This is a genomic window from Trinickia sp. (assembly GCF_051954495.1).
Classification (GTDB): domain Bacteria; phylum Pseudomonadota; class Gammaproteobacteria; order Burkholderiales; family Burkholderiaceae; genus Trinickia.
In genome coordinates this window covers 41,319-67,607 of record NZ_JBQCHR010000125.1, presented here as the reverse complement: position 1 = coordinate 67,607, position 26,289 = coordinate 41,319, and the positions used below count along the sequence as shown (strand labels likewise).

Sequence of the window (26,289 nt, the reverse complement as noted above, 5' to 3'; positions counted from 1 at the left end):
ACTATGGCGACGAAGACAACAAGCGACAAAAAGGCGATGAGCATAGCGATGAGGCGAAGATTTCGGCGGCTTTCCGGTTGCTGGACAACTTCGTGAAACGGATGAATTCAGAGTACAAGTCCGAGTTCCAGATGATTGTGTTTGAGCATGTCCCCAAATTGCTATTCAAAGACATGCCGCACATCCATCTCGTAGAAGAGTTCCGAGGGGGAAATGCGCTTATCCCTCGTAAGTGGATTCCGTGAACCAGTAGTTGACTCTCGAGACGCCGACCGCAGGAGGCCGTCCAAGCAGCAGGGAATCTGCGGTCGCCGAGAGAGAATCGATGCACGGTTCGCTGCACCGAGGCGGTGTTCACGGCGCCAGGAGGTCATAGGTGGAGATAGGGTTGTCGTACCCCCTCTGACCTACTGCGCGGCGATGTGAGAGTCGTGCATGGCGGGGCTTTACGCGGAAATCTTCCTGTGCGTTCGTCCCATCTCACAGGTGCCCACTTCCATTCTAGGCCGAGCCCATCGATCGGCAGCTACACGCGGGCCGGAAAACCAAGCGCGATGAAGCGATTGCGTGTGGTTTTTCGGCCTTTCTTCTTTCTGCCGTGTTCCGCAGCGTTTCGCGCCGTGCGATCACTCTCCAAGCTGCCAGCGCAGAATCGGGTGAGTCGCGCCGGCGGGCATGGCCCACGCGCCCGTCGCGCTAAAGTCGTAAGTCGCGAAGGAAGCGGGATCGCTCATTTGAGCGGTCGTGTAACCGTTCGCTGCGGGCATCGGCGTGCCATACACTACGCCCACGGCCGCTGCCGTCGTGTCCTTGTCCCAATACACGTCGGACGCGATCGTCCCGTTGTTCGTGCGTGCGATACCGATAGGCTGGTAGTACGGCTGCGTGACGAGTCCCGTCGCGAACGACTGAGTGATGGTGCCTTCGTTATCCACGACAAGCGCCGCGCCGCCGCATGGCGTATCGGCCGCGCCGCGGCAATAGCCTAGCAGCAAGGTCGGGCTGGTCGAGTACGACTGGTCGATCGTTCCCCTGTTGGTATCGACGAGGCCGCCCCCGCCGTGGTTGACGTAACTGTCTGAATCAACGGAGCCGCTCGAGAACGACTGCCTGATGAGCCCGCTGTTGTCTCCTACGAGGCCCCCCACATCCCCGCCTCCCCCCACGGTGACAGTGCTCGAAGAACGCAGGATGTTGCCGCCGTTGACGCCCACGAGTCCGCCCACGATCGTGTAGTCCGACCCGTACGGACTCGTGCCGCTCGAGAGCTTGCCGGACGCATTGACGCGAAGGAGCGTCCCATTGTTGACCGCGGCCGCCATGCCGACATCACCCACGTTGTAATACTGCTCGAACACGGGAGTGCCCGCCACGGTGCCGTCGACATTCAAGTTTCGGACGATGCCTGTACTGCCGATTTCGCCGAACATGCCGATCAAGGGTGTGCCATACGGGTCGTCCGGCAGCCAAGCTTGAGGCGTCAGCGAACTGATCCGGTGTCCTTGCCCATCGAACTGCCCCGTGAACGGCGTCACAGCATTGCCGATCGGCATGTAGGGTTCGGTGCTCGTCGCACTCGCATCGATATCTTTGCCTAGCGCATAGTTGCCGGCGAGATCGCTGCCGACGCTTTGCAGATCGCTGAGCGAATTGACGAGCTTATAGCCCGTGATCTGCGCGAGCAGACCCGAGTAGGCGCCCGGAGTCCACGCGCTGTTCGTCCGCTGCGTGCCGGCATCGTAGCGGCCGTTCATATCGTAGAAGGCGCCGATCGCACCGGTGCTTCGCGACCAGTCCAGCGTACCTCGATTCAGGACGCTGCCGCTGTTGTCGATACCGGACGCGTCGGCGCGCAACGTCAGATTTCCCGCGCCGCTGTTTGCGATCGTCACGCCGCTGGACACCGACACATTGCGATAGGCCGCGAGCGACAGCGAAGCGTCGCCGTGCCAGACGAGGTTTCCGGTCACGCCGATATCGCCCGTCGCGCCATGCGTTCCCGTCGTCGTCACTTTCACGTCGCTGCCCGCGTTCAAGCTGCTTCGCAACGCCCCCGCTGCTGTGGCGCCAAGCGTGAACGTAGGCGCAGTGATATTCCATTGCCCTGCCCGCACGGTTGTTCGCCTGCCGAACTCGAGTCGAGCCGCCTCGGTATCGACCGTGCCGCCGCCACCGTTGGCGTTGTGCGCGCTCACGACGCCGTGCTGATCGACGCGCCCGTCGTCGGCCACGAGCCACACATGGCCGTCGCGAAGGGCTGTGCCCGTCGCGCGAATGGCATCGTCCTTTCCTGCCAATGCGTACACGTTTCCGTCGGCGGCTTGCAGGTTGATCTGCGCGGCGCGGATTTGTCCACTGTTGATCACGGCGCCGTGGCTGCCGGTCTCCACGAATAGCTGTTTGTCATCCGCCGCGTCATGCAGCAGGACGGTGTCGCCAGCCGCCATTTCCGCTGTGCCGTCAGGCGCCGAGACGGTGCCGGCGTTGAACACGGCGTCGCGCGCGATCATGAAGATATCGCCGCCGCTCGAGCTTATTTTCCCGAGGTTGACGACGCTCGCGGGCGTCTTGCCGCTGAACGCAAGTGCGTTGTCGTTCTTCATGAAGGCGTCGTTGTCGACATCGAGCGAGGAAGCGACGAAGCGACCTCCCGTCGCGACGACGCCTGTGGGGCCGATTACGACGCCTTGCGGGTTGATCAGATAGAGGCTTCCCGTGGCGCTCAGATGCCCGAGGATCGTCGACGCGGAGGCGCCCGTGACTCGGTTCAATGTGGCGCCGGTGCCGTTGTCGAACGTCACGCGGTTGCCGCTGCCGATCGAGAAACTCGTCCAGTCGACGATGCCATGCGTGGACCCGGGCTGTGTGACCAGCAGTGCCGAGCCTTGTTGCGTGATAGTCCCGGTGCCGGCGACATATTGGCCGCCTTGCGGCAGAATGCCTGCCGCGAAAACCGGCGGCTGCCAGCATAAGCCTGTCAGGCAAAGGACCGCGGCGAAAGGGGCGCGTGATAGCCGGCAGCGCCGTGCGTCGGGGGCATATATCGAGGCGAGAGAAGGCGCCATGTGATCTCCGTTCTGCTTGAAAACGGGAAGGGCGGCACGCAGCAAACAGACGAGTGCGGTTCAGCGCGCTGGGAACGCATTGATCGGAAGATAGCAGCCGAGTGAGAAAAAGTTATTTTCTTTTTTGGGGGAGCGGCCGTAATTTCATTTTTGAGGCATTAAATGCCGCAATGAAAAAATGCATTGCGAAAACATTACCGCACTTGCATATTTACGGGGATTTCTGTCGAATTTCTTTCTAAATTCGGCGACTGCCCGATGTCGATAGGCGGCATGCTCGGCGCATGCCTGCCGATCCCGCTTCGGCTTCGCGGAGGCTATTTAGCCGCGGCCGACAAACGGCATGTCCCTAGCCATGATGGTCATGTTGAGAATATTGACGTCCAGCGGCAGGCTGGCCATATGCACTACCGCGTCCGCGACATGGGAAAGGTCCATCCGAGGTTCCGGTGCCATACGGCCGTCTGCTTGAAGAACCCCTTGACTCATGCGCTCTGTCATCGATGAAGCAGCGTTGCCAATGTCGATCTGACTGCAGGCAATGTCGAACGCACGGCCGTCCAACGCGATCGATTTCGTTATTCCGGTGACCGCATGTTTCGTCGCCGTGTAGGCGATCGAGTGCGGCCTCGGAGCGTACGCGGAAATCGACCCGTTGTTGATGATTCGGCCGCCTCGAGGAGACTGTTCTTTCATCAATCGATACGCAGCCCGCGCGCACAAAAACACTCCCGTCAGATTCGTCGCCACCACGTCGTTCCAGAGCGCGTCATCGTAGTCCTCCAACGGAATGGCGCCCGCGTTGCGCCCCGCGTTGTTGAAGAGGACGTCCAGGCGGCCAAATGTATCGGCAATCTGTGAAAAGACGCGCTCGACAGACGCCGCATCGGCAACGTCGCCGGAAAAAACGCGCGCTGTTCCGCCGGCCTTCTCGATGGCTTCCTGCGCTTCGAATAGCGGCTGCTCCCGCCGGCCGATCAACGCGACGGTGAACCCGTTGTTTGCAAGGGCGAGGGATGCGGCACGGCCGATCCCCGTTCCCGCGCCCGTGACAGCAGCGTACTTTCTCGATGTAGACATTCACCACCTATTCGACGGTTGAAAATGGATATCCCGCAATGCTACTCCAGGCCGCCACGCGCAAACGTCGACACCGCTTTGGTCACGAGCCGATGGCCGCAGGGTCCATCCACACCGCCTCCCAGACATGACCGTCCAAATCGGCGAGAGCGCGGTTGTACATGAACCCCAAGTCCTGCTGCGGGTTGACGTCCGCGGTGCCGCCACACTTCACCGCAGCATCATTCATGCGATCCACGGCATCCTTGCTGTCGCAAGTCAGGGCCAGCATCACTTCGCTCGATCCGCTTTGCGGGAGCGGGCGGCTGGTAAAGGTCTGCCACTTCGCGTGCGTGAGCAGCATCACGAAGATCGATTCGCTCCACACCATGCAGGCGGCAGTGTCATCGGTGAATTGCGGATTGTTAGTGAAACCCAAGGCCTCGTAGAAGGCTTTGGACTTATGCAGATCTGCCACCGGAAGGTTCACGAAGATCGACTTGGTCATGACAGGTTTCCTTGGTTGAGGACAAGCGCCGCGCTTGCCTGGCGGAAATATACGGGTGCCAAGACGGTCGGTGCATTGACAATTGGTAAGGCGCAGTCCAGCTCATCCGACACCCAAGGCAATGGCCTTCCTCAGGCGGCTCAGGCTCTCGGGCGTAATGCCAAGCCAAGCCGCGATGTGATGCTGCTTCAGACGCCGGTGTAGATCGGGTTCGCTGTTGATGAAGTCGCGGTAGCGCTTCATCGCGCTGTCGCGGCGAAAGGCGATCTCGACGGGCTCCTTTTCGATGATCCAGTGGCGTTCCATGTAGCGCATGTAGACCTCTGCGATATCGGGGAACGTGGTCGTCAACGATCGGAAAGCGGCGAACTCGTACTCCAAGACATGGGAGTCTTCGATGGCGGTGATCGTAAATTGGCTAGGCTTGCCAAGCAGCGTCGCACTGACGGAGCCGGCGACTCGGCCTTCCCGAAAGAAGTACTTAATGACCATGTCACCCTCGGGGCCGACATGATGTTGGAAGAACAGTCCCTCGAGGACGAACGCCAACCGTGTCGGCGTTTGGCCCGCGACGATGAACGACTCGTCCTTGCGGTATTGCCGAGGTTGCAGCAGCGAAGCCCAGGCTCGCTCTGCCTCTTCGGAGATGTCCGAGTAGGTGCGGACCATCGTGAAGAATGCTTTGGTATCCACTCGATCATTCTCCTGGTTTTGCCAAGCGACTGTCCGGGGAGGATACGGCATCGTCAAGGTTCGCACCGCAGTTGGACCCCATGAGCCAGCGCGCGCCGCGTTCGGCGCTGGTCTGCGTGCGGCCTCGACGATGCGGGAGTCTACGCGCGTTGACGCCGAATGCTCCGGCGAGCATTTAACGGCAAAGCGGCTTGGAGTTCGTTATCGAACTCAGTCGTCGTTATCGCCGCTGTCCTGAGCCGTCGCGGCGGAAGCGCCCGCCTCGGTTGCCGAGGCGGCCTCCGGCGGCGCGTCGTCGTCCTTGATGACATAGCGCGGGTTATGCACCCAGCGACGCAAATCTTTACTGATGATGAGGGACGTGCGGTCGAGGATCGAGCACGTGCCTTTGAACGCGCCCCACACGCCGCCGACGGACCAGCGCTTGAACTTCGCATGGCGTACGACCTTGCCGTTGTCGATCAGATCCGCGGTCAACGAGATCGCCTTCGGCCCCGTCCATGCGCCGCCGCCTACGCCCATGACGTAGGAAATGTGCAGTCTCAGCACTTGGGCGTCGCCAGGCGCGCTATTTACGTCGATCGTCCCTTCTCCGGTTCGATTCAGACGAGCAAGGGCATCGCCGACGCGATGCGCGAGCAGATCGTCGATATGGCACTCGTCCTTGACCCGCTCGACGACGCCGGCGCCCGAAGCATAAGTGACCGGCGTTTCGAGTAGAACCTTTCTGCGCTCGCCGGCAAAGGCGGTGGCCGAAGCCAGACATAAGGCAAGCAAAACAATTCGTTTCATTGTGTTATCGGCCCCCGTTTGATTGTCCGGCATTCTCGCACAGAGGGGCAGGCGGGAGGAGCGCATTCCTATTCGCCTTCGACAACGTCCGCTCGTCGCAAGACTTCATCCAAGTAGATGACCGCATCGGTTTGCTCCCTGCTCGCCAACGCCCGTTGCCGTAGCGCGTTCAGCGTGTCGTCGTGCTCGACGAAAGCAGTAGCCGCTTCGACGAGTTCGAACTGAAGCCCATTGAGCAGGCTCGTTTGCGCGCACGGCATCGGCGCATGATCGCCGGTGGGCGTGACAGTGCGCGGCGTGTCGGCTCTCGGCTGGGACAGCGAGAACAACGAAGAAAGATCGCTTTGTGCCGCCCATTTGTCGCGCGCGGTCAGCGCCGGCAGTCCGAATCGCTTTTCAAGAAGCGCGAGTATCGCCGTATGGTCATGTACGCGCGAGTCGATCGTCATCCGCGGGATCAATGGGGAGATGACGATCGCCGGCACGCGCGCGCCGAGCCTGTCGAAGTTGAATTCGATCAGCTTGCTGTCTTCATCGTCGTCCTGGCCAGTCTTGCCGTCGGGGTTGACGGTCTTTGGCGCGGGCGCATGATCGTAGGTTCCGCCGCTCTCGTCGTACGTGATGACGATGGCCGCCTTCTCCCATAACGTCGAGCGGCGCACCGCGTTGTAGATCGAAGCGATCAGCTTCTCGCCTTCGTGCATGTCGTTCGAAGGATGCTGATCGTTCGCGCGAACGTCCCCGTAGTTGAAATATCGCGGTTCGATGAACGTGTAGTGGGGCAGCGCGCCTTGTTCGAGGTCGATCCAGAAATCGGTGATCGGCTTGAACTTCGCATGGGTCAGCACAGAAAGCATCGTCAGCGATTGCGGGACGTCATGGAAATAGACCGTGCCGCGCAGGCCGCGTGTTTTCAGCGATTCGAATATCGTGCGAGACGCGGATACCTTCTGTGTGCCGCCTAGGTAGCCGTCCGACGTGGCCGAGTGAACGAATCGCCGGTTCGGGCAGGTCGCCCCCGGCGTCGAGCTGAACCACTTGTCGCAGACGGCGAACTCGCGCGCAAGCGTGGTCAGTACCGGCAGGCGTTCCGGCGCGAAGCATTTCATGATGTCGGCCGGGTTGCCCAGCACGCGCTGCTGATAATCGTAGACATACCCGTTGTTCGCCGGCGGTATGTCGGGAAACCACGTGAGTTCCTGCCGCGCCGCTTTGCTCAATCCGAACATTTGCGTGACGGCCGCCGGATTGAAACTGTGCCCGGGGTCGATGGGGGGATCGCTGTAGGACGCGTCGCGCGTGACCGTGTAGCGAGGCGACGCGGCATCGTTCGGATTGGCGGCGTTGGACTCGTCGCCCTGCAATCCGTCGATCGGATAGTCGGGCGTTCTCATGAAACCGAGCACGTGGTCGAACGAGCGATTCTCCAACATCAGCACGATGAAGTGATCGATGCGATTGAATGCCGTCACGGTGTTTTTCTCCGCATGAGCCGCGCGCTTTTCAGAGGCGATCCAGTCCCCCGTCACGGGCGGCCGAACGCCGGGCAGGGGAGCGGGCAATAGTTTTGCCGGTGGCTAATGAAGCTTGACGGCAACGTCGCCGCAGGCGAGCACGAGCGGTTTTCGCCCGCTATCCTGCATGGAATCCAGAGCGAGATCCTGCAGCGTGATCGTGACCTTCCTTCCGCCGATCGTCGTGTCGATCTCGGGGATGGTGTACACGTCGAACTCCTTGCCGTCGAGGGCCAGCGTGACGACGCGCATGACGACCGGATTGAACGCATTCAAGATGACGCTGATGGCGTCGTCGACGAACGGCGGCAGCCCCCCGAAATGCCAGTTAACGACGATGAAGTCGAGCGACCGGAAAACGATCTTCACCTTGCGCTCCGGCGTGACGACGACGGACGCGGTGGCTAGCACGAAGCCGTCGGCGTCCGCGCTGGGCCCGATGCCGAGGAATTTGAAATTGGCGCCGCCCGAGACGTCGATTCGAACTTGGTACGTGTTGCCCCGGCGCCCCGATACGATGAAGTTGGGATTCTTGAATTCCAGATAGTACTCGGCCGAAACGGACCCTATGCCGAGATTGGTGCTCCAGCGCTCGTGCGGCGAAATATCTTTTAGGAAGCTGGCGGCGACTGTGTCCAATGCCGGAGTATCGACGCCGCAAAACAAGCGCCGCTGCGGCCAGTGCGAAGCCGGCGGCGGAAATACCGAGTCGGGCGTCATGGTGGTCGAACCGAGCAAGTACGGCTGCTGAAGGGAAATGACCGGCGTGGCGAATTCGATGCCGTTCAGCTCGAGCTTGGGAATGGCGATGCGCTCTAGGATGTTCTTATTCAAGTAGTCGAGCAGAAGCGGCAAGAACGCCAAGTTGAGCGCGCCTTCAAGCGCGATCCGCGTAATTTCGTCGACCTGCCCTTCGCGGATATGCAATACACCGGCATTCAGTCGAAGGGTCAGGCGGTTGTCGGGGTCGAAGTGGACCGCCGCCGACGCATCCAGCACCGCCTCCACTTCCGCCGTAATCTGCCCGCCGATCTTCAATTTCACGTGATCGGCGCGCGCGGAAAAACTCGCCGCGTTGGCTTGCAGCAATACCGCTTTTTCGGTGGCGGGCACGCTCTGCATGCGCTCCAATTGCTGCTGATAAAGCATGGACGGCGCGAGGCTCAATACCGGGGGCGTCGTGATGTCGAAGCCCACGGTGTTCAGGCCTTCCCGGCCCACCGTCAACGATTCCCTGAACACGCGTGGATAGCAGCCTTGGTAAATGGCTTCGGCCACCCGATTCAAGGCCGCCTCGTCGCCCCCGGCGACGACGTTGTAGGTTTGCGCGGTCGTGCGCCACAGTTCGTTGTCCGCGCCGCAGGCCCAAGGCCAAGTGAGCAGGGTGGTGTCGTGATCGCGATACGGCGGGTTGCCGCGCACGTTCAACTTCAATTCCCAATCGGTCCAGCAATTGATCGCGTTGTACCGGCCGCGGACCGTGTCGTCGCGCCAAATGCAATCGTCGAGTTTGGCCGTGCGGATGTCGGCAAGTGCGGCCGGTTCGCGGCCGCCGCGGCGAGCGATGCATTTGGTGGGGTCTGCCTTGCTGATCAGCAGATAACCCTGGCCCGCCTTGACCGGCCGCTTGTCCCAGCTTTGCCATCGCTCGTCGCCGGGCGCTTCGACCGTCACGGCGTTATCAAGCGGACGGCCGGTGATCACCAGCATCCGCCCCGAATGCGCGCGGGCTTTCGAGACGATAGATACGTAATTCGGCGCTCGCTTGACGAGCCTGACCACCATGCCGATGAGCCCCAACGATTGGCCGCGGGTTCCGCAAAAGGCTCCATTCGAAAACCAACCGGTCTCGACGCCATTCTGGTTGTAGGCCATGTATAGGACGTCGTATTCGGTGAATTTCTCCCCGGTCAACTCGATCGCGAACCCTTCCACCGTCGCGCTTTGGCCGCGGCTGCCCACAAGCTCGCCATCCTTGAGCCACCCCGTATCGCCGGTTTTGCTGACGTGGGCCATATAGCGCAGCCCAAGGCCGACGGGTGTCGGGAAGCTGATCTGAAAGCCCTCGATCGGCTTGTTTTTGTCGTCTGTACCGGCCAACTCATCCGGGTCCACGGTCATATCGCCGATGTCGTGGACGTGCACGAGCACCTTGAATCGCGGTATGAGCTTGACGACGATGGCATAGAGGCTCTGCGTCGCGCCGCGCGTGCCGCAAAACGCGCCGTTCGAGCACCAGGCGGTTTCGCCGCCGTCCTTTTTGTACGCCTTGTACAAGACGTTGTATCGGCCGGCGTCGTCCCCAGTCAATTCGATTGCAAAGCCTTCCAAAGCAGTGTGTGCGATTCGGCTGCCGATAAATACGCCGTCCTTGACCCAGTCCGTATCGCCGCTGCCGGCGAAATGCGCCATGTAGCGCAGCCCGAAACGGGCCGATTGGGGAAGCGTGATTTGAAAGCCGTCGACGCTCTTGTTCTTCTCGCGTGCGCCGGCATACTCGTCCGGACCGACGGTGACGTCCCCGATACCTTCGACATGAACGAGCACTGCGAATTTAGGTGTGGTCATTTTTAGATCTCATGGGCGTGCGCGCCCGCTGCCGCGAGAATCAGCCATGACTCGCAGCGGCGCGGGCGTCGGATTAATTGACGACAGGGGAATTAAGGCGTGAGGTGACGGCCCCGTTTCCGTACCTTCTGTTTGGGCGAAGTATATTCAGGGGAATAGGTCCGTTTCTGTAGCGCAAATGTGCTACACGGATCGATCGGTCCCCATTACAATTCGCCCCAAATGCCATCCACGCTTTCCGATTCCGTGTCGGTCACGATCCGCGTCGCAGTCGTCGAAGACGATGCGGGGTTTTGCGACGACCTGCGAAAGATCATCGAGGCTGTGCCGGATTTTCGTCTCGTCGGTATGGCGGGGACGAAGGCCGACGCACTCGCCTTGCTGCGCGGGCCGTCGGCCGACGTCCTGCTGGTCGATCTCGGATTGCCGGACGGCTCGGGCATCGACGTCATCGGCGCAGCGGTTCACGCGTGGCCGGACTGCAACATCATGGTCAGTACGCATTTCGGCGACGAGTCGCATGTCATGCGCTCGATCGAGGCCGGCGCCGCGGGCTATTTGCTGAAGGACGGCTCGGCCGCTCGCATTGCGGACGAGATCCGCAGCGTTGCTAGCGGCGGCAGCCCCATTAGTCCGGTCATCGCTCGACAAATCTTGTTGCGGCTACAGCAGGGCGATTCCGCTTCGGCGCCGCGAGGGCCTTCGCCGTTGTCGCCCCGTGAAGCGGAAGTCTTGGATTTGATCGTCAAGGGCTTTACGACACAGGAAATCGCCAAGCTGATGGCGCTGTCGCACTTCACGGTGCGCAGCTTCGTGCGGCGCATCTACAGCAAGCTGAAGGTCACATCCAAGGCGGAAGCCATTTATGAAGCTAGAGCGCTCGGGCTGTCGCGCGAGTGACGAACGTTCGTCTGCCTCATGCGGCGTTCGGATCGGGGATTGGCTGCGCAATGCGCGTAAGCGGGCACGCCTCCCCGTGGGCGGCGCGACTGTCGCCACCGGGGTCTTGTTGTTCGTGTCGATCGCATTGCTCGTCGGCGCGGGGTCGTGGTACATCGCTGGCGACGGCGCGCGACGATCGGACGCGAGTCTGCATTTGACCCAGGCGGACTGGCTGACGACGACGGCCAATGGGATGACTGCTCCGCCGCGCGTCGTCGACAGCGATACGTTGTCCGGCATGTGGCGTCACACCGTGTTGCCGCATGCGTTGCCCCCGGCGGCGGGAATGCGTCCGGATTTGGCCGCGGGGCGCTCGCTCGCCGACACCACGACCATCGGCGCCGTGACTTGGATTCGCATCGCGACTGACGCGTCGCAGGTGCGGTCGGGACCGCTCGTGCTGTATGTCAGCCGCGTCAAGACCGACGGCACCGTCGCCGTTTATGTCGACGGCGCACTCGCCTACCGCGCGCAGCGACAGGGACCGTTGTGGAATAGCCTGTTTACGCCGCTATGGATCGAACTGGACCGCCCCGAAGGCGCGCCGCCGCCGCGCGAGATCCTGGTTCGACTCGAACATACGCGCGTGACCGGCGTGGGCTTCGCTTCGGTATGGCTTGGCACGGCGGACGCTTTGCGCGGGCGCTATTACGCGCGTCAATGGCTGCAGCGGGAATTGCCGGCCACGCTCAGCGCCGCTTTTTTGATGGTGGGCGTTTTTGCGTTGTTCGTATGGTTCCGGCGCAGGCGAGAAACGGGCTATCTGCTGTTTTTCAATCTCGCGGCTACGTCGTTCGTCGCGCATATGCATTACTACGCGGGTTTGCCGATTACCGACGATTGGTTTGCATGGCTGACCCTGAACGGGCTTTTCTGGATGGTCGTGGTCGTCCATTTCTTCTTGCGCCAAACGCACGGGCACCCGGTTCGTTGGTTGACCTGCTCCGTGGTGGGCGTGAGCGGTTCGATATCCGTGCTGACCTTGCCTCCGGTTGCGCTATTGCCGGTGCTGCCGAATACGCCGGTCGTCGTGCCGCTCATTTATGCGGTCGCGATCGTGATGAGCGCGGTCGTGGCCGCCGTGGGCGTGACGGCCGGTTGGCGCCGCTCGTGGGAAGCTAGGCTTGTTGCCGCCGCGGTGGGGCTGTGCACGTTGCTCGGCATATCCGATTGGGCGATGCACAACAATGTGGTGAGCTTGGAGGGATGGTTTCTCGGCGCATACATCAACGCGGTGACGTTCGGTGGGTTCGGGCTGCTCATTTATCGGCGCTACGTCAATGCGATCGTCGCGGTCGAGCAACTCAACGTCAGCCTCGCCGAACGTCTTGCCGCGCGCGAGGCCGAACTCGAGGAGAGCCACCGGCTGCTGCGCGAAGCGGAGCGCAGGCGCACGATCAGCGACGAGCGTAGGCGGTTGATGCAGGACATGCACGACGGATTGGGCTCGTCGCTGATCAGTGCGATTCGATCGGTCGAGCGCGGCGATGCCAGCGGCGCTCGCGTCTCGCACATTCTTAAAAGCTGTCTCGACGATTTGAAGCTGACGATCGATTCGATGGAGCCGGTCGAGGCCGATTTGCTGGCGCTGCTCGCGACGCTGCGGTTTCGCTTGGAGCCGCGGCTGGACGGTTCCGGCGTGACGCTGCATTGGGACGTGCAAACGGTGCCTACGCTGCCTTGGCTCGATCCATCCAGCGCGCTGCACATCCTGCGCATTGTCCAAGAGAGTATCGCCAACGTTCTGGCGCATGCGCGCGCGAGTGCGATTCGCGTCAGCACATCGCTCGCGGACGGCGGGGTGGAGGTCGTGATCGAAGACGACGGTCAGGGCTTCGACGTGGAGCAAGCATTGAGCGCGGGGAAGGGGCGCGGCCTGCGCAACCAGCAACGCCGCGCGCGTGCGATCGAGGCGGACGTGAGTTGGAGTGTGGGGCCGCACGGGACGCGGTTTGCGCTTTGGCTTCCGTTGCAGCGGGAGACTGGGGCGTCGATGGCTAGGTGATGCCGCGGGGGCGCTGCTGCGGATTACCGTCCGGGCTGTTCATGGACGATGAGGGGCAGCATCGGTGCGCTGCGTGCTCCTGTCCACTACTTGGCCGCACTAGTCGCGTTGACCGCTTTGCCCTAAGGTGAGGGCCGGGGCGAAATAGGGATAGGTCCGGCGCCGCCTGAATAAAGGCCTTGTCAGTCACGCGGACTACGCCCATAATAGATTCCAAGTGGACTGGGAGTGCCCGGTCGGCGTCTAAGCCTCGGTGAGTTTCACCGGGGCTTTTCGCTTTATGTTGCGGGGAAAACGTGCAGCCCCCAGTCTTCATACCCTTGACCGAGGCGCTCTCGTCCGCCGCTGCAATAGAACTTACGTTTCAGCACCTCAAATGCTCGGTTTTCCTGGCCGGGACGCACGACGCTCATCCCGATAGGGCGTGCTACTAGGTCGGCAAGCTGCAAGCCGGGCGAGTCGACTTTCTTATCGGCAAAAATGATATCGAACGGCAGGCGCTTGCCGAGTCGGTTTGCGCCGCCACAAATTCGGCGAAACTCAAGTTCAAGATCGTTGTCTTCTTTCTTGCCTCTGCACTCGACCACGACGTGCGTGGTGGCGTCATCCTGGTCTTTTTCTTGGAGAAACCCGTAGAGCGTCTCTAAGCAGAAGCCAAGAGCGAGATGGTAGGGGTTGTTGCCCGTTTCCCTCCTGTCGCGAAGCCGGACCTTGTCAATGATGCAGCTAATAAGGATGAAGTTACTGAACTCGATGACGTTGGTGAGTTCAGCGATGAACTGCTGCTTATGCTGCCGATTGACGAAGAATCGAAATTCCCCTTTCTCTTTGCGAATCTCATGCTCGTGGAGCACTACAAGGTCATGGCCGAAATGCTTGAACTTGAATTTGTGTAGCGCCGGCACGACCTTCTCACTGTAGTGGCGTTTGTAGAACACGCAGAACGCAAGCACGAACACTGGATAGTTGGCGTCCAATGTTTGCATGCCGTGATCCCCACTTTCGTCGACGTACACCACGAAATTGCTGTAGCGTCCCGGGTAAGCCGTCTCACCTGCGTCAGGTGAGGGGCGGTCGTCAAACACTGAAAACTGCTGCCTCCGGGCGTTGGGTCGCCGTTCATTCCGCATTTCTATTGTCGATCATCGCCGCCTCTGCATCCTTTGTTTGGGACAGATAGTCTCCGGCATTTGATTCCGCAATGGTGGCGTGACCAGCCGATTTCGGACGGATAGCTGCATTTTTTTTGCCGCGTCGCATTGATATCGATGGCGGCCGACGATAGGGGGCCCTGCGTTGTGTTTAATCGCACGTCGTTGCGGGAGCCCGGGCACTGGCTGATGTGGCACCATGCCTCCTTTGGCGACTAATTTGGCGGCAGCGAAAGGCTTGTGTGAGCGGCAAAAGCCTTTATCTATCAAGTGCCTACAGGCGGCATCCCGAAATCGTTGCGACTAGCTTGGCGACTATTTTGGCGCTTACGCCGATGGCCGGGCGGACTGTATGGGCTCGGCGGGGGCGCCGCCCAACGGCCGACCTGCCCCCGTGCGGGCGACCAAGCGACACCCTCAAACCGTCACTGGCGCCGTGAGCCAAAGCTCGTTATCCGCTGCGCGATTCCATGGGCGGAGCAGCAGCTCGTTGCTGTCTCGGTAAGGGGGATCGCCGCGCATGTTGAATTTCGACTCCCAGTCGCCCCAAAAATTGATCGCATTGTAGGGGCCCGGTACCGTGTCGTCGCGCCAAACGGTGCGATCCGATCCGATGAAGAACCGAAGCTCGGAAAGCTCCACCAAGCTTTGGTCCGGAACGGGTATCTGCACGATGCATTTGTTCGGGTCGGCCTTGCTGATCAACCAATAGCCCTTCCCGGCGTTAACCGGCCGCTTATCCCAAACCTGCCAATCGCCGTCGTTCCGCACATCCACGGTTAACGTCCTGCGGTCCGGATGCCCGGTGATGAGCAACGGCCGGCCTGATCGCGATTGGGCCTTCGACGCGATCGTGACGTAATTGGGCGTCCGCCGGGAGAACTTCACGAATATGGCGTCGATCGACAAAGATTGGCCGCGCGTGCCGCAGAACGCGCCGTTCCCGAACCAACCGGTCTCGCCGCCCGCGCGGCTGTACGCCTTGTACTGGATATCGAACATTGCGAAGTTCGAGCCGGTCAGTTCGATCGCGAATCCTTCGACGTGCGTGGACGAGTCACGGCTACCCAGGAATACCCTGTCGTGGACCCAGTTCGTATCGCCACTGCCGCTCAAATGGGCCATATACCGCAACCCGACCCCGCCCCCCGTCGAGAAGCCGAGCTGAAAGCCGTTAATCGGTTTGTCTTTCCCCGGGGCGCCGGCGTATTGATTCCCGCGCACGTTGACGTCCCCCAAGCCTTCCACATGTACAAGCACAAGGATTGTCCAATCGATCATGGTTTTTCCCGGAGGCGAGCACGCCGATTCGATGCTGACGTTGGCCAAATCCTGCGAGCAGGCAACAAACGGAAACGTCCGACTCACTGCTTGCCCGCATTAGCCGCATTGACCGCATTGCCGTCGTACCCCGGCGGCGCCGGCAACTTGTTCGGCTCGGCCCGCGTCCGATACGGCAGCGTCGCAGCGTCGGGCGTCGTCGTCGTATTGTCGATCACCCGTTCGACATCAGCGGTCTTGCCCAGCTCGAACAAGAATTTGTCTTTATCGAAGTCGGGCGCCACGCATCCTTCCACATAGATGAAGCGCCGCTGCAACATGAGCCACAGTGACGTATGGTCGCGCCAGTGAGTCGTATAGCTGATGTTCGCAAGCCGCCGCTGTACCGCTTCAGCGATCTCCTTGTCGTAGTAATAGCTGTTCGATAACCGGCAGCGCCCCTCGATCCAGCAGCTGTTGCCTCGCTCGATGCGGTAATGGCTTTCCTCGTTGAATTCCTCCTTCGTCTGGAACGGCCCGAGGGGAACGGGGCAGTTGGCGACCGCGCTCGATATTTGAAAGAACGGGTCGTTACCGAAGTTCGATCGGTCCGCGCTGTCGGCCAGCGCTGCGTGGCTGGCCAAGGCGACCGCGATCGGCCATGCAGCCCTGCACATCAGGCGCTTCACTTGCATCGCTCTTTTTGCGCTCATCTTGCTGTGGGTCCTCGTTAGATTTCGGATTTCAGAGCTTCAATTCAGATTCTCGTCGCTCATGTGCATGAGACGTGCGGGAGAGAACGCCGCTTCGCACAATGCCTCGCCGCCGTTCGAGCATAGGTCGTCGGGCAGCTTACCGCCAGTGACGATCGCCGCGACCGCGCGGCCCACTGCCGGCGCCGTTTGAATGCCGAACCCGCCCAGCGCGGCGGCCCAAAAGAATCCGGGCGCGTCCGGCGCTTCGCCCAGCACGGGCGTTTCGTCGGCCACCACGCTGCGCAGGCCCGCCCACTTGTGGCTTACCCGGCCCACACGCCATGTCGTCACCGACTCGAGGCGATCGATGGCCGTCGCGACATCGAGCTCCTCGGGCTGGGCGTCGCAGGGCGTGCTGGGCGTTTCGTCGGAAGGGCTCACCATCAGCTTGCCGCTTTCCGGTTTGAAATAAAACGAATCGACGATGTCCGTCACCATCGGCCAGCTCGATGCGACTTCGCGGTTGGGCGCATGGGCGGCGGCTTCGACGAGTGCAAGGGTACGTCGCTTCGGTACGAGCCCGATCGGCGCGGCCCCGGCGAGCGTCGCCAATTCATCGGCCCATGCGCCCGCCGCATTGACGATACGGCGGGCAAGGTATTGCGCGCCGTCGCCCGTGGTCACGCGCCAGCCCCCGGCCTCGCGTTGCAATGCGTTGACGCGCCGCCCGACAATCGTTTTTCCGCCGCGGGCCCGCACACCGCGCAGGAAGCCTTGATGCAACGCGTCGACATCGATGTCCCTGACCGAAGGGCGCGCGATCGCGCGGACATAGTCATGCGGTGCAAGGATCGGGCACATCGCCCGCGCATCGTCGAGCGAAATTTCATACGCGGCGATCCGCGCATCGCGCCCGGAATCGAGCGCTTCGTCAAAGCGGCCCGTCTCCACGTCCTCCGCGCTGGCCAGCGCGATGACACCGCGCGGCGACAGCAGCGGCTCGGCGGTGAAGCCCGAGGGCGGTGTATCGAAGAACGCACGGCTCGCCGCGGTCAGCAATCGGACCGCCCGGTTGCCGAAGTACTCCGAAAACAAGGCGGCCGAACGTCCTGTGGTGTGATACCCGTAGGCCTCCTCGCCTTCGAGTAAGACGACGCTCGTATGCTCCGCCAAAAAATAGGCACAGGCGGCGCCCGCGATGCCGCCTCCCACCACCACGACCTCGACGTTCAAATCAATCCCTCGGCGCGTAGGTAGTCGATCACGGCATCGGCCGATGCGTCGGCGGTGAGGCGTGTCGTATCGATGCGTATTTCCGGAGCCTCGGGCGCTTCATAACGCGAATCGATGCCCGTAAACTGCTTGATCGCACCGCCGAGCGCTTGCCGATAGAGTCCTTTCGGATCGCGCGCTTGCGCCACGTCGATGGGCGTATCGACGTGAATCTCGACGAATTCGTGTTCGCCGAACAGCTGCCGCGCGGCGAGCCGCACGTCGCGAAACGGCGAGATGAAGGTGACGAGCACGATGAGCCCCGCATCCACCATGAGCCGCGCGACTTCGCTCGCGCGCCGCACGTTCTCGCTGCGATCGGCGTCGGAAAAGCCGAGGTCGCGGTTGAGCCGATGGCGTAGATTGTCGCCGTCGAGCACGAACGCGTGGCGACCGTGTTCGAAGAGCCGCTCATCGACGAGATTGGCGATCGTCGATTTGCCCGCGCCGGAAATCCCGGTGAACCAGAGCACGAAGGGCCGCTGTTTCTTTTGCGCGGCGCGCGCCGCTTTGTTGATCGTGACTTCTTGCCAGACGACGTGGGTTCCGCTCATGGCGAGTCCTTGTGTGTCGACGCGAATTTCAAGACTGTGAGGCGGTCGCGGTTCTGCGCGGCGCCCATAGCGAGAGGACGAGCGCCGCCGAGGCGAGCGCCGGTGCAAGCATGACGACGTAGATCGCCGAATAGCCGAGCCGGTTGGCGATGAATCCGGCCACCACGCCGCCGGCGGCCACGCCCAGATCCCAGAACGACGTGAACATGCCGAGGGCCGCACCGTGCTGCGATGCATCGGTTGCGCGGATCACGGCAAGGGCGAGCGAGGGGTACAGCAACGACAGGCCCATGCCCATCGCGAAGCCGCCCGCCACGGCAACCGCGAGGTTCGGCGCGATGCCGACGAGCGCGAGCCCGAGCGCCTCGACGAGCGCGGCGCCGAATGCGACGCGATAGGGGCCCAGCTTGTCGGGCCAATGGCCGAGAAAGAGCCGCGAGCCGACATAAGCGAAGCCGAACACGTTGAAGGCGAGAATGCCATTGCTCACGCCCTTCTTCGCCATGTAGAGCGCGACGAACGAGGCGAGCGCCGCGTATCCCATCGACGCGAGCGCGAGCGCGACGCCGGGCACCATGGCCGTGCTCGGAAAGAGGGCGGATTTCTTCGTCGAATGCGATCGGGCCGGCCCGGCCTTGGTCGCGATCAGCAGCAGACCGACGAGCGCCGCGGCCGCGCAGACGGTCCACACGGGCCCGAAACCCACCGCTTTCGAGAGCGCGGCGCCGGCGAGCGCACCCAGCGTCAAGCCGGTCCACATGCTCACGCCATACAAGCCGACGATCTTGCCGCGCCGCTCGGGCGGGGCAATGGCCACGAGCCAAGTCGCGCCCGCCGTGAACACGGCGCCCTCGCCGATGCCGTGCAGCACGCGTACGGCGATCAACGAAGGTACGCCGGCCGCGAGCGCGTAGGCGGCGCCCGCGAGCGCGCAAAGCAGCGCGCCGGCGAGCATCAGCACCTTGTGCCCGATGCGATCGGACAGGCGCCCAGCCACCGGCCGCGTCAGCACGACCGCGACGGCGATCGCCGCTACCACCGTGCCGACTTCGACATCGCTGCCGCCCAGCACGCCCTTGACATAGAAGGGCAGGGCGCCGAGCGTCGCGCCGATCCCGAAGTGGCAGCAAAACAGGCCGAGAAACAGCGGCATATACGGCCGATAGAACCGCAGCCCCGTGTTCGCGGCCGCGCTCGCGCCGTTGTTCGACGCCCCTTGCGCGCTCCTATTCATCGTTGCCTCCTATTTCCTTGCGCCGTCGTCGGCCGTGTTCGATGCCCGCGGGAAGCGCTCGCGCGTGAGCTCGAGCGCAAAAAGGTCAGCCCGGCATGGCATGGAAGAAGTGCGTCGGCAGATGCACGGCCAGCCCTTCGTAGATTTCCGCGCAGACGGCGAGCCCTTCCGAAGCGAACGTGCCTTCGGGCGGCGTGCCCACCCGGATCACCGACTTGCCCCGATGCAGCAGGCGCGCGGCCACGGCGAAATCGCCGACGAGGGCGCACCCAGGCGCGACCATCCGCGTACGCACGATCAGCGTGCCGTTCGCTTTCAGATCGGCCAGCAGGCCGCCGTTGGCCATCATCTTGTGGTAGTAGTCCACGGGGTTGACGATCATGGCGTGGGCCGTCGCACCGTTTTGCTCGATCTCGTTGCACGCGGCCATGACGCCTTCGGTGTAGCTGCCCGCATAGCGCAGCTTCGTCACGCCCTCGCAATTCAAGAGACCGTGAGGCCCGAGCGTGAGCGCCTGGTTCTCGGCCGTGGCGAGCCGCACCAGCAACCGATAATCGATGAACTCGGCGATCGCACGCTCATCGCCGAACAACGCTTGCGGGATCTGCACCCACGCGTTGATGGGCCGCACGCTCGCCTCGCTCGTGCCGAAGCGGAACGTGGCTTCCTGGCGCAGGCCGCCTTCGAAGATGCCGCTCGCCTCGTCCTTGGGCGGCCGGCTTTCCGACCAGAAGCGGCTCGTCGGCTCCTCGATGAGCCGCTTCTTGAACAGCTGGCTCACCATCAGCCGAGGCCGGTCTTGCGTGGGCTTGAAAGCTTCCGTGATCGTGTAGTCGAAATGGACTTCCGTTTTCGCGCCCTGCGCCATGAAGGCTTTGGCGAAAACTTCGCCGGAGGAGCGCTCGTCGTGCGCCGCGGCGCGGAGGGTGTCGGACATGAAAAGGCCTCGCTATGCAAAGAAACGAAGGAGAGGAGAGAAACGAAGAGGGCTCGCGCGATCAACGAACGGCATGACGAATCAGCTTTTCGTAGAACGGCAGGTGATAGTCGAAGTACTGCTTGAGCATCGGATGGTTGTCGGCCGTCGCGTCGTACTCGCGGGTCGGCGCGGAAAACCCCGAGCTTTGCGCGACCGCCGCATGCCACTGTTTCGTGCGTTGCCATTCGGGGCGATCCTCGGGCGCCCAGGTCAGCGCATGTTCGAGGAACGGCAGACCCACTTGCTCGCACCAGCGGCTAATCACCTCGCGCGGGCTCGACAGCAGACGCTCGGCGTCGATGACGATCGGTTGCCGGCGCTCGAGCCCGCGGACGAGTTCGAAAATTTCGAACAGATGCTCGTAGCCGACCTCGGGGCAGGTGATCGTCGGCTTCATGTGGTAAAGCGAGGCGATGGTTCGATGCGGCTCGCGCACGATGAACGTGTGCTCGAAATCGGCGATCTCCTCGGGGTGGGCGAAGAGGTGCTCGTACCGATGCTCGACGGTGTCTTTGAAGAACACGGTGCGCGTACGCGCAAGCTCGCGCATGTGCTGAAACAGCGCGGCCTCGGAATCGACTTCCACCGTGCCGCCGGCGCCGTCGGGCACGCTCACGCGGCCTTCGTCGATGAGCGTGACGAGCGGTTCGTGAATGACGGTCACATCGCCGCGCTCGATCACCATACGCAAGAATGCCGTCGACATCGCCCGTTGATGCGCCCACATCGCAATGATCTTGTTCAACGTCGTCCCCTTGCTTATTGCGACCAGGCGGTCGGCTTGCGGTCCCAGCGGTGATTGCGCAACTCAGCGACGAGTTCGCGCGGCAAGGCTGGCGCATCGCTGACGGCCATGTTGGCGTGCACGTGGGCCATCTTGCGCATACCCGGAATGACCGTCGAGACGGCCGGGTGATCGAGGATGAAGCGAAGCGCGAGTTCGGGCAGCGTGGAACCGGCGGGCACGATGCGCTTGAGTGCATCGGCGCGCTCGACGGTCGGCCCGAGGTTCTCAGGCCCGAAGTACGTGCTGCGCCAGTCTTCCGAGGGGAACGTCGTCGCCTTCGTCAGCGTGCCGGTAAGGCCGCCTTCGTCGAACGGCACGCGCGCGATGATGCCGATGTCCTTCTCTTGCGCGACGCGAAAAAGCTCGTCCTCGGGCGCTTGATCGAAGATGTTGTAGATGACTTGAATGACGTCGATGAGGCCTGTCTCGATCGCCTTCAGGCAGTTCGCGGGCTCCCAGCGGTTCACGCTGATTCCGATGCCGTCGACGAGCCCCTGCGAGCGCAGGCTGCTCATCGTGCGCTGCCATGTTTCGTCTTCGGCCCAGCGGTCTTCCCAAACATGAAACTGCATCAGATCGATCTTGGCGACGCCGAGGTTCTCGAGGCTGCGCTCGGTATATTCGCGAATGTGATCGGCGGGAAAGACGTCTTCGAGCCGATCGCTCGGGCGCGGCGGCCATTCGCGGTTCTTCGGCGGGATCTTCGTCGCGACATAGAGGCGCTTGTCCGAATGCGCGCGCAGCAGCTCACCGAGCATGCGCTCGCTGATGCCGCGGCCGTACACCCATGCCGTATCGAAGAAGTTGCAGCCGGCCTCGACGGCGGCGTTCAGGCAAAGCGGCGCGGTGTCGTAGTCGGCCCCTGTGAAATTGCCCGGGCCGCCGGCGATGCCCCACATCCCGTAGCCGATCTCGCTGACTTCCCAGCCGAGGCGTCCCATTCTCCGGTAGTGCATACATGCTCCTTCGTCATTGACGACTAGTGCTGCTCGACAAAACAAACGCTGTTCAACCTGCCCGCGAGAGATGACGGCCGTATGCGCCGATCGCATCGGAGAGATCGACGTCCGCCAGCGCGTGCACACGCTCGAGCGCTTCGCATTGCGTGCGGGCAAAGAGCGCCGGGTTGTTCGTCAAAACGTTAGCGAACGCCCTCGCTAAGGCCGCTTCGTCGCGGCGCTCGCGCGGCAGCAGGTTGCGCAGATAGCTCAGCTCGCGTGGGCCGCCTTGTGCGATGCGCGCGTCCAACACGCTTAGCCATTGCTCGCAGCTCAGCGTCTCGAGTTCGATGCCTGCTTGCCCGAGCGCGCCCGCGAAGCAGACGCTTTGCGGATGGAACACGTGGTAGGTCCGGTTCCAGGCGTCCGCATCGAACATCGCCGAGACGACGCGTGCCGCCACATAGTCGACCGGGGACCAATCCGAACGAATTTCCGTGGCCGGGCGCGCTTCGAGCAACGCGAACGCCGTCATCAGGAAATGCGTTAGCGCCCTGCCGTTCGGCAGTCCCTCGCGCGCGGCGGGCATGACTTCGCCGAGCCGAAATACGGTGACGGGCGCACCTTCCCGGCGTGCATCGAGCAGCATGCGCTCGGCCGCCCATTTGGAGCGGCTGTAACCCGACTTGGGCCGCGCCGCCAGCTCGGGATCGAATGCTTCATCGAGCGGGGCGCCGTGGCGTTCGGCTTGCGCCTCGAGGGCGCCTAGCGTCGAGATGAAGAAGAACGGCTTCGCGGGCCCCGCGCAGGCCAGACGCAGCAACGATTGCGTCGCCAGCACATTCGCCGCGCGGTGCGCTCGGTAGTCGTAGACGAAGTTGACGAGGGCGCCGCAGTGCAGAATGGTGTCGCAGCGCGAAGCCAGTTTGTCGTAGTCGCTGGCGTGAAGGCCCAGCCCCGGTGCGGCGAGGTCGCCTTTAACCGCGTGCAGGCGGCCGGCGTACCGATCGCTCCAAAGACGCTTGCGTTCGAACACCTCGACGAGCGCGCGCTGGGCATCGCCTTCCGCCCGCATCAGCACGTAAATTTCCAGATCGTCGCGTCGATCCAACAGCGCCTTGGCGAGATAACTGCCGACGAAGCCCGTGCCGCCCGTTAGCAGCACGGCACGCGGCGCAGCGCCTGCGTGCGAGCGGGCAGACAGCGCACGGCTCGCATGCCAAGCCGAACCGAAGAGTTCGGCGCGTGCGGCGCGAACGTAGCGCGCATCGCGCTCGATCGCGGCCTCTTCGGTTTCGCCGGATTCGTTGCCCGCAAGCAGGCTCTCGATTCGCGCGGCGGCCTTCGCCGCCGTCGCGTGAGCGAGAAAGTCGTGAATGGGCAAGCGCACCGAGAAAAGCCGTTCGAGCTCCAGCGTGGCGGCGAGCGCTTGCAGCGAATCGCCGCCGGCTTGGAAGAAATCGTCGTGCGCGGTAAGGTCAGGCTGCGCGAGCAGCTTGCGCAACACGGCCAGTACGCGCTCAGTCACGCTTTCGCGCGACGAAGGCGCCGTGCGCGCGTGTGTCTCGTCTTGCTTGGCGAGATACGCGTCGAGTTGCGCTTGCAGCATTCTGCGATCCACTTTGCCGTTATCGGTGACCGGCATCGACGCGAGCACGAAATAGTGACGCGGCAGGCTGGCCCGCGGCAGCACGCCGCGCAGATGCCGTTCGAGCGTCGCACGATCGAGTTCGCGCTCGCCCGCGACGAACAGTGCAATCGTCTTCGCGCCGGCGTGGGTGGCGACGAGCGCCTTGGCATGGTGAACCTGCGGGCAGCGCTCGGCGGCAGCCTCGAGCTCGCCCAGTTCGATCCGCACCCCGCCCACCTTCACTTGAAAATCCTTGCGGCCGACGAAGCGAAGATTGCCGCGGCTATCGAAATAGCCGAGGTCGCCCGTGCGATAGAGGCGGTTGCCCGGAATCGTCGGAAACGGGTTCTCGATGAAGGCGCGCGAGGTGATCTCGGGTTGCTTGACGTAGCCCGCACCCACGCACACCCCGCCGACGAGGATTTCTCCGCTGGCGCCGAGCGGCAGCGGCCGCAGCGCGTCGTCGACGATCACGACATAGCAGTTGTCGATCGGCCGGCCGATCGGAATCGCCATGCCGTCGGCCGCTTCGACAGGATGAAACACCATGCCGATGGATGTCTCGGTCGGGCCATAGGCGTTGGTGATCCGCAACTGAGGCAGCAGTGCGCGCAGCTTGTGCACCATCGGCGGCGTGATTTCCTCGCCGCCCACGATCAGTTCCGTCAGCGTGGCGAGCTTGGCGCCGACAGCGGGATCGCGTTCGGCCAGCGCCACGATCTGATTGAACACGCTCGGCACGAAGTCGGTCATCGTGATGCGATGCCGCGCGATCGTGTCGATCGTCGCTTCGAGATCGAGGAAGGCGCCTTGCTTGGGGATCACCACGTGCGCGCCGAGCGTCAGCGGCCAAAACAGCTGCCACACCGACGAATCGAACGTGTGGCGGCTGTTCTGCAAGATGCGCCGCTCGCCCTCGTCACGGTTGAAGTAGCGCGACATGAAGTGAAAGCGATTCGCGAGCCCGCCGTGAAGATTGAGCGCGCATTTGGCCTTGCCCGTCGTGCCCGAGGTGAAGATGCCGTAGATCGCATCGTTCGGTTCGACGTCCACGCACGGCCCGGCCGGTTGCGGCGTCAGCGCGTCGATATCGATTGCGGCGGCGCAACGACGGAAGGCGGCGGGCAGTTCGTGCGCCCCGGTGCAGACCACGACCTCGCTGTCCAGCACCTCGAGCGCCTGCAGCAAACGTTCGTCCGGCCAGGCGTGATCGAGCGGAACGAAGGCGGCGCCGAGCTTCATGAGCGCTTGGTAGGCCACGGGCATCTCCAGGCTGTTGGCGAGCAGCACGGGGACGATCGCGCCTTTGCCCACGCCGCGCGCCGCCAGCTGCGCGGCATAGGCATTGGCCAAGCCGTCGAACTCACGATAGCCGAGCGCGCGCTCCTCGAACGAGAACGCGACGCGATCCGGGTGGCGCAGGGCATTGCGCTCGATCATCCGCGGAATGGCGCACCAAGGCCCGTAGTCATGGGCGCTGCCGGCCAATTCGCCCAGCACCATTTGGCGCGACGACGGGCCGAGACCGCGCGCTTGACCCGCGGCGGTGTCCGGATCGGTCAGCAACGCGTGGAAGATTTCCGCATAGAGTTCGGCGACGGCGTCACAGGCTTGCGCCCAAGTGTCGTCTTCGGCGCAGACGGCGATGACCGAGAGCATCTCGTCGCCGAGTCGACAAAGAATGCGCATGGCCGCGGAGCCGGCATTGAGTTCGACGGGCCGATCGATCAGGTCTATTTGCAACGCGCGAGCGGAGGGTTCGGCCGCGCGCGCGGCGTCGAGCACCGAGAGTGCTTGGGCCACGGGCAGGCGACTCATGGCGTCGTCGGGCCATTGCGTCCAATGCGCGAGCTCGTAGCCGGCGGCGCTTTTCGCGCCCGAGTGCGCGAGACGCGCGCCCACGGCGCCGCGCCAATGCCGACTATCGACGTTGATCGGCAAATAGCGGCCCAGTCGCGCGCTCGTTTCGATCGCGGCTAATGCAGCAATCAAAATAAGGGAATCGCGTTCCACTACCCGATCGACCCGTCGCATCGATCTCGCGTAATGGCCCAGCATTTGTACGGAGGATGCAATTACCGCTTCGTCAGCGGCAATGGAAACATTTACATCCTCATTCTCTACAGGTAAAAAGTGCGCTTTGGCCATTTTATGTTGGCGACGCAAAAGAATGACGCTGCTGATTAACGCGACCGTTATGGCCCTTGTGGGTGCCAATCGGTCGCGGCCTCGAGACGTGCCAATACCTTCAACGCCCCGGTCGAATCCGGAGGTCGAATCTTTCCACTGCGAGACTGCTCTTTCATGTCAGGGGCGTGTCAACGCCGCATTGCTTCATCCGGCCCAGGTATGAAGCTCACGTACTGCACCTTTTCGAACCGCTAGGTCGTCCTTTTATTTAATGTGCATAGGAATGGCTGGGCGGATTGGATCATGCCATTTTTTATTTGGCAATAGTGCAGCTTAGTAACAGCGGATGCTGGCTTGGTTTTTCGCCCTGCCGATGCACCTGAAACGCAGCGGTTGCGATATCCCGAGGCCACGAGTTGTCGTAGTGACGGGCTGGGGAGCCGATGATTGAAAGCGGGGACGACCTTTGAAACCGGTTACGACCTCGTGCTTCTAAATACGCCCGAGCCAAAC

The 26,289-nt window shown here is 62.6% G+C and carries 20 protein-coding genes; 3 read left to right on the top strand and 17 right to left on the bottom strand.

Features of this window, described 5'->3' with window-relative positions:
• A partial coding sequence (locus ACTHNR_RS17090) for a DUF3732 domain-containing protein (protein ID WP_440548841.1) occupies positions 1-245 on the top strand: 245 nt, incomplete at its 5' end.
• A 381-nt stretch (positions 246-626) separates the two neighbouring features.
• Here the strand turns inward: ACTHNR_RS17090 and ACTHNR_RS17085 are convergent.
• From ACTHNR_RS17085 to ACTHNR_RS17055, 7 genes are all read right to left on the bottom strand, one after another.
• Positions 627-3,065, bottom strand: coding sequence for a two-partner secretion domain-containing protein (locus ACTHNR_RS17085; protein ID WP_440548840.1), 2,439 nt, complete (start codon positions 3,063-3,065; stop codon positions 627-629).
• A 321-nt stretch (positions 3,066-3,386) separates the two neighbouring features.
• Positions 3,387-4,145 (bottom strand): SDR family oxidoreductase, encoded by a 759-nt coding sequence (locus ACTHNR_RS17080; RefSeq protein ID WP_440548839.1) that lies wholly within the window; start codon positions 4,143-4,145, stop codon positions 3,387-3,389.
• A gap of 82 nt (positions 4,146-4,227) precedes the next feature.
• Complete coding sequence (locus tag ACTHNR_RS17075) at positions 4,228-4,632, bottom strand: VOC family protein (RefSeq protein WP_440548838.1); 405 nt, start codon at positions 4,630-4,632, stop codon at positions 4,228-4,230.
• A gap of 102 nt (positions 4,633-4,734) precedes the next feature.
• The gene (locus ACTHNR_RS17070) at positions 4,735-5,325 is read right to left on the bottom strand and encodes a Crp/Fnr family transcriptional regulator (RefSeq protein WP_440548837.1); all 591 of its coding nucleotides are present in this window, start codon (positions 5,323-5,325) and stop codon (positions 4,735-4,737) included.
• A gap of 210 nt (positions 5,326-5,535) precedes the next feature.
• A complete protein-coding gene (locus ACTHNR_RS17065) occupies positions 5,536-6,117 on the bottom strand; it encodes a hypothetical protein (protein WP_440548836.1) in 582 nt (193 codons plus the stop codon).
• A 68-nt stretch (positions 6,118-6,185) separates the two neighbouring features.
• A complete protein-coding gene (locus ACTHNR_RS17060; RefSeq protein ID WP_440548835.1) occupies positions 6,186-7,589 on the bottom strand; it encodes an alkaline phosphatase family protein in 1,404 nt (467 codons plus the stop codon).
• Between the two features lie 105 nt (positions 7,590-7,694).
• On the bottom strand, positions 7,695-10,199 hold the full coding sequence (locus tag ACTHNR_RS17055; RefSeq protein WP_440548834.1) for a hypothetical protein: 2,505 nt from the start codon (positions 10,197-10,199) through the stop codon (positions 7,695-7,697).
• 222 nt (positions 10,200-10,421) lie between these two features.
• On the opposite strand from ACTHNR_RS17055, the gene ACTHNR_RS17050 reads away from it, so the two are divergent.
• Entirely contained in the window at positions 10,422-11,099 is a 678-nt protein-coding gene (locus ACTHNR_RS17050) for a LuxR C-terminal-related transcriptional regulator (protein ID WP_440548833.1), read from the top strand.
• 76 nt (positions 11,100-11,175) lie between these two features.
• Positions 11,176-13,146: a sensor histidine kinase gene (locus ACTHNR_RS17045; protein ID WP_440548832.1), complete on the top strand. Its 1,971-nt coding sequence runs from the start codon at positions 11,176-11,178 to the stop codon at positions 13,144-13,146.
• 278 nt (positions 13,147-13,424) lie between these two features.
• Here ACTHNR_RS17045 and ACTHNR_RS17040 read toward each other — a convergent pair whose 3' ends face one another.
• The 10 genes from ACTHNR_RS17040 to ACTHNR_RS16995 form a co-directional block, all read right to left on the bottom strand.
• Positions 13,425-14,231 carry a DUF3800 domain-containing protein gene (locus ACTHNR_RS17040; protein WP_440548831.1) on the bottom strand — a complete coding sequence of 269 codons (807 nt, stop codon included), beginning with the start codon at positions 14,229-14,231 and terminating at the stop codon, positions 13,425-13,427.
• Positions 14,232-14,714: 483 nt separating this feature from the next.
• Positions 14,715-15,578 carry a hypothetical protein gene (locus ACTHNR_RS17035; RefSeq protein ID WP_440548830.1) on the bottom strand — a complete coding sequence of 288 codons (864 nt, stop codon included), beginning with the start codon at positions 15,576-15,578 and terminating at the stop codon, positions 14,715-14,717.
• 83 nt (positions 15,579-15,661) lie between these two features.
• On the bottom strand, positions 15,662-16,270 hold the full coding sequence (locus tag ACTHNR_RS17030; protein WP_440548829.1) for a hypothetical protein: 609 nt from the start codon (positions 16,268-16,270) through the stop codon (positions 15,662-15,664).
• A 39-nt stretch (positions 16,271-16,309) separates the two neighbouring features.
• Positions 16,310-17,485: an NAD(P)/FAD-dependent oxidoreductase gene (locus ACTHNR_RS17025; RefSeq protein ID WP_440548828.1), complete on the bottom strand. Its 1,176-nt coding sequence runs from the start codon at positions 17,483-17,485 to the stop codon at positions 16,310-16,312.
• Entirely contained in the window at positions 17,482-18,078 is a 597-nt protein-coding gene (gene cysC, locus ACTHNR_RS17020) for an adenylyl-sulfate kinase (RefSeq protein ID WP_440548827.1), read from the bottom strand. Before cysC ends, ACTHNR_RS17025 begins: the two co-directional genes overlap by 4 nt.
• Positions 18,079-18,106: 28 nt before the next feature.
• Positions 18,107-19,312: an MFS transporter gene (locus tag ACTHNR_RS17015; protein ID WP_440548826.1), complete on the bottom strand. Its 1,206-nt coding sequence runs from the start codon at positions 19,310-19,312 to the stop codon at positions 18,107-18,109.
• An 85-nt stretch (positions 19,313-19,397) separates the two neighbouring features.
• Positions 19,398-20,249, bottom strand: coding sequence for a family 3 encapsulin nanocompartment shell protein (locus ACTHNR_RS17010; protein WP_440548825.1), 852 nt, complete (start codon positions 20,247-20,249; stop codon positions 19,398-19,400).
• Positions 20,250-20,310: 61 nt separating this feature from the next.
• Entirely contained in the window at positions 20,311-21,036 is a 726-nt protein-coding gene (locus tag ACTHNR_RS17005) for a hypothetical protein (RefSeq protein WP_440548824.1), read from the bottom strand.
• A 14-nt stretch (positions 21,037-21,050) separates the two neighbouring features.
• Positions 21,051-22,034, bottom strand: coding sequence for an aldo/keto reductase (locus ACTHNR_RS17000; RefSeq protein WP_440548823.1), 984 nt, complete (start codon positions 22,032-22,034; stop codon positions 21,051-21,053).
• Between the two features lie 52 nt (positions 22,035-22,086).
• Entirely contained in the window at positions 22,087-25,659 is a 3,573-nt protein-coding gene (locus tag ACTHNR_RS16995) for an amino acid adenylation domain-containing protein (RefSeq protein WP_440548822.1), read from the bottom strand.
• Positions 25,660-26,289 lie beyond the last annotated feature (630 nt).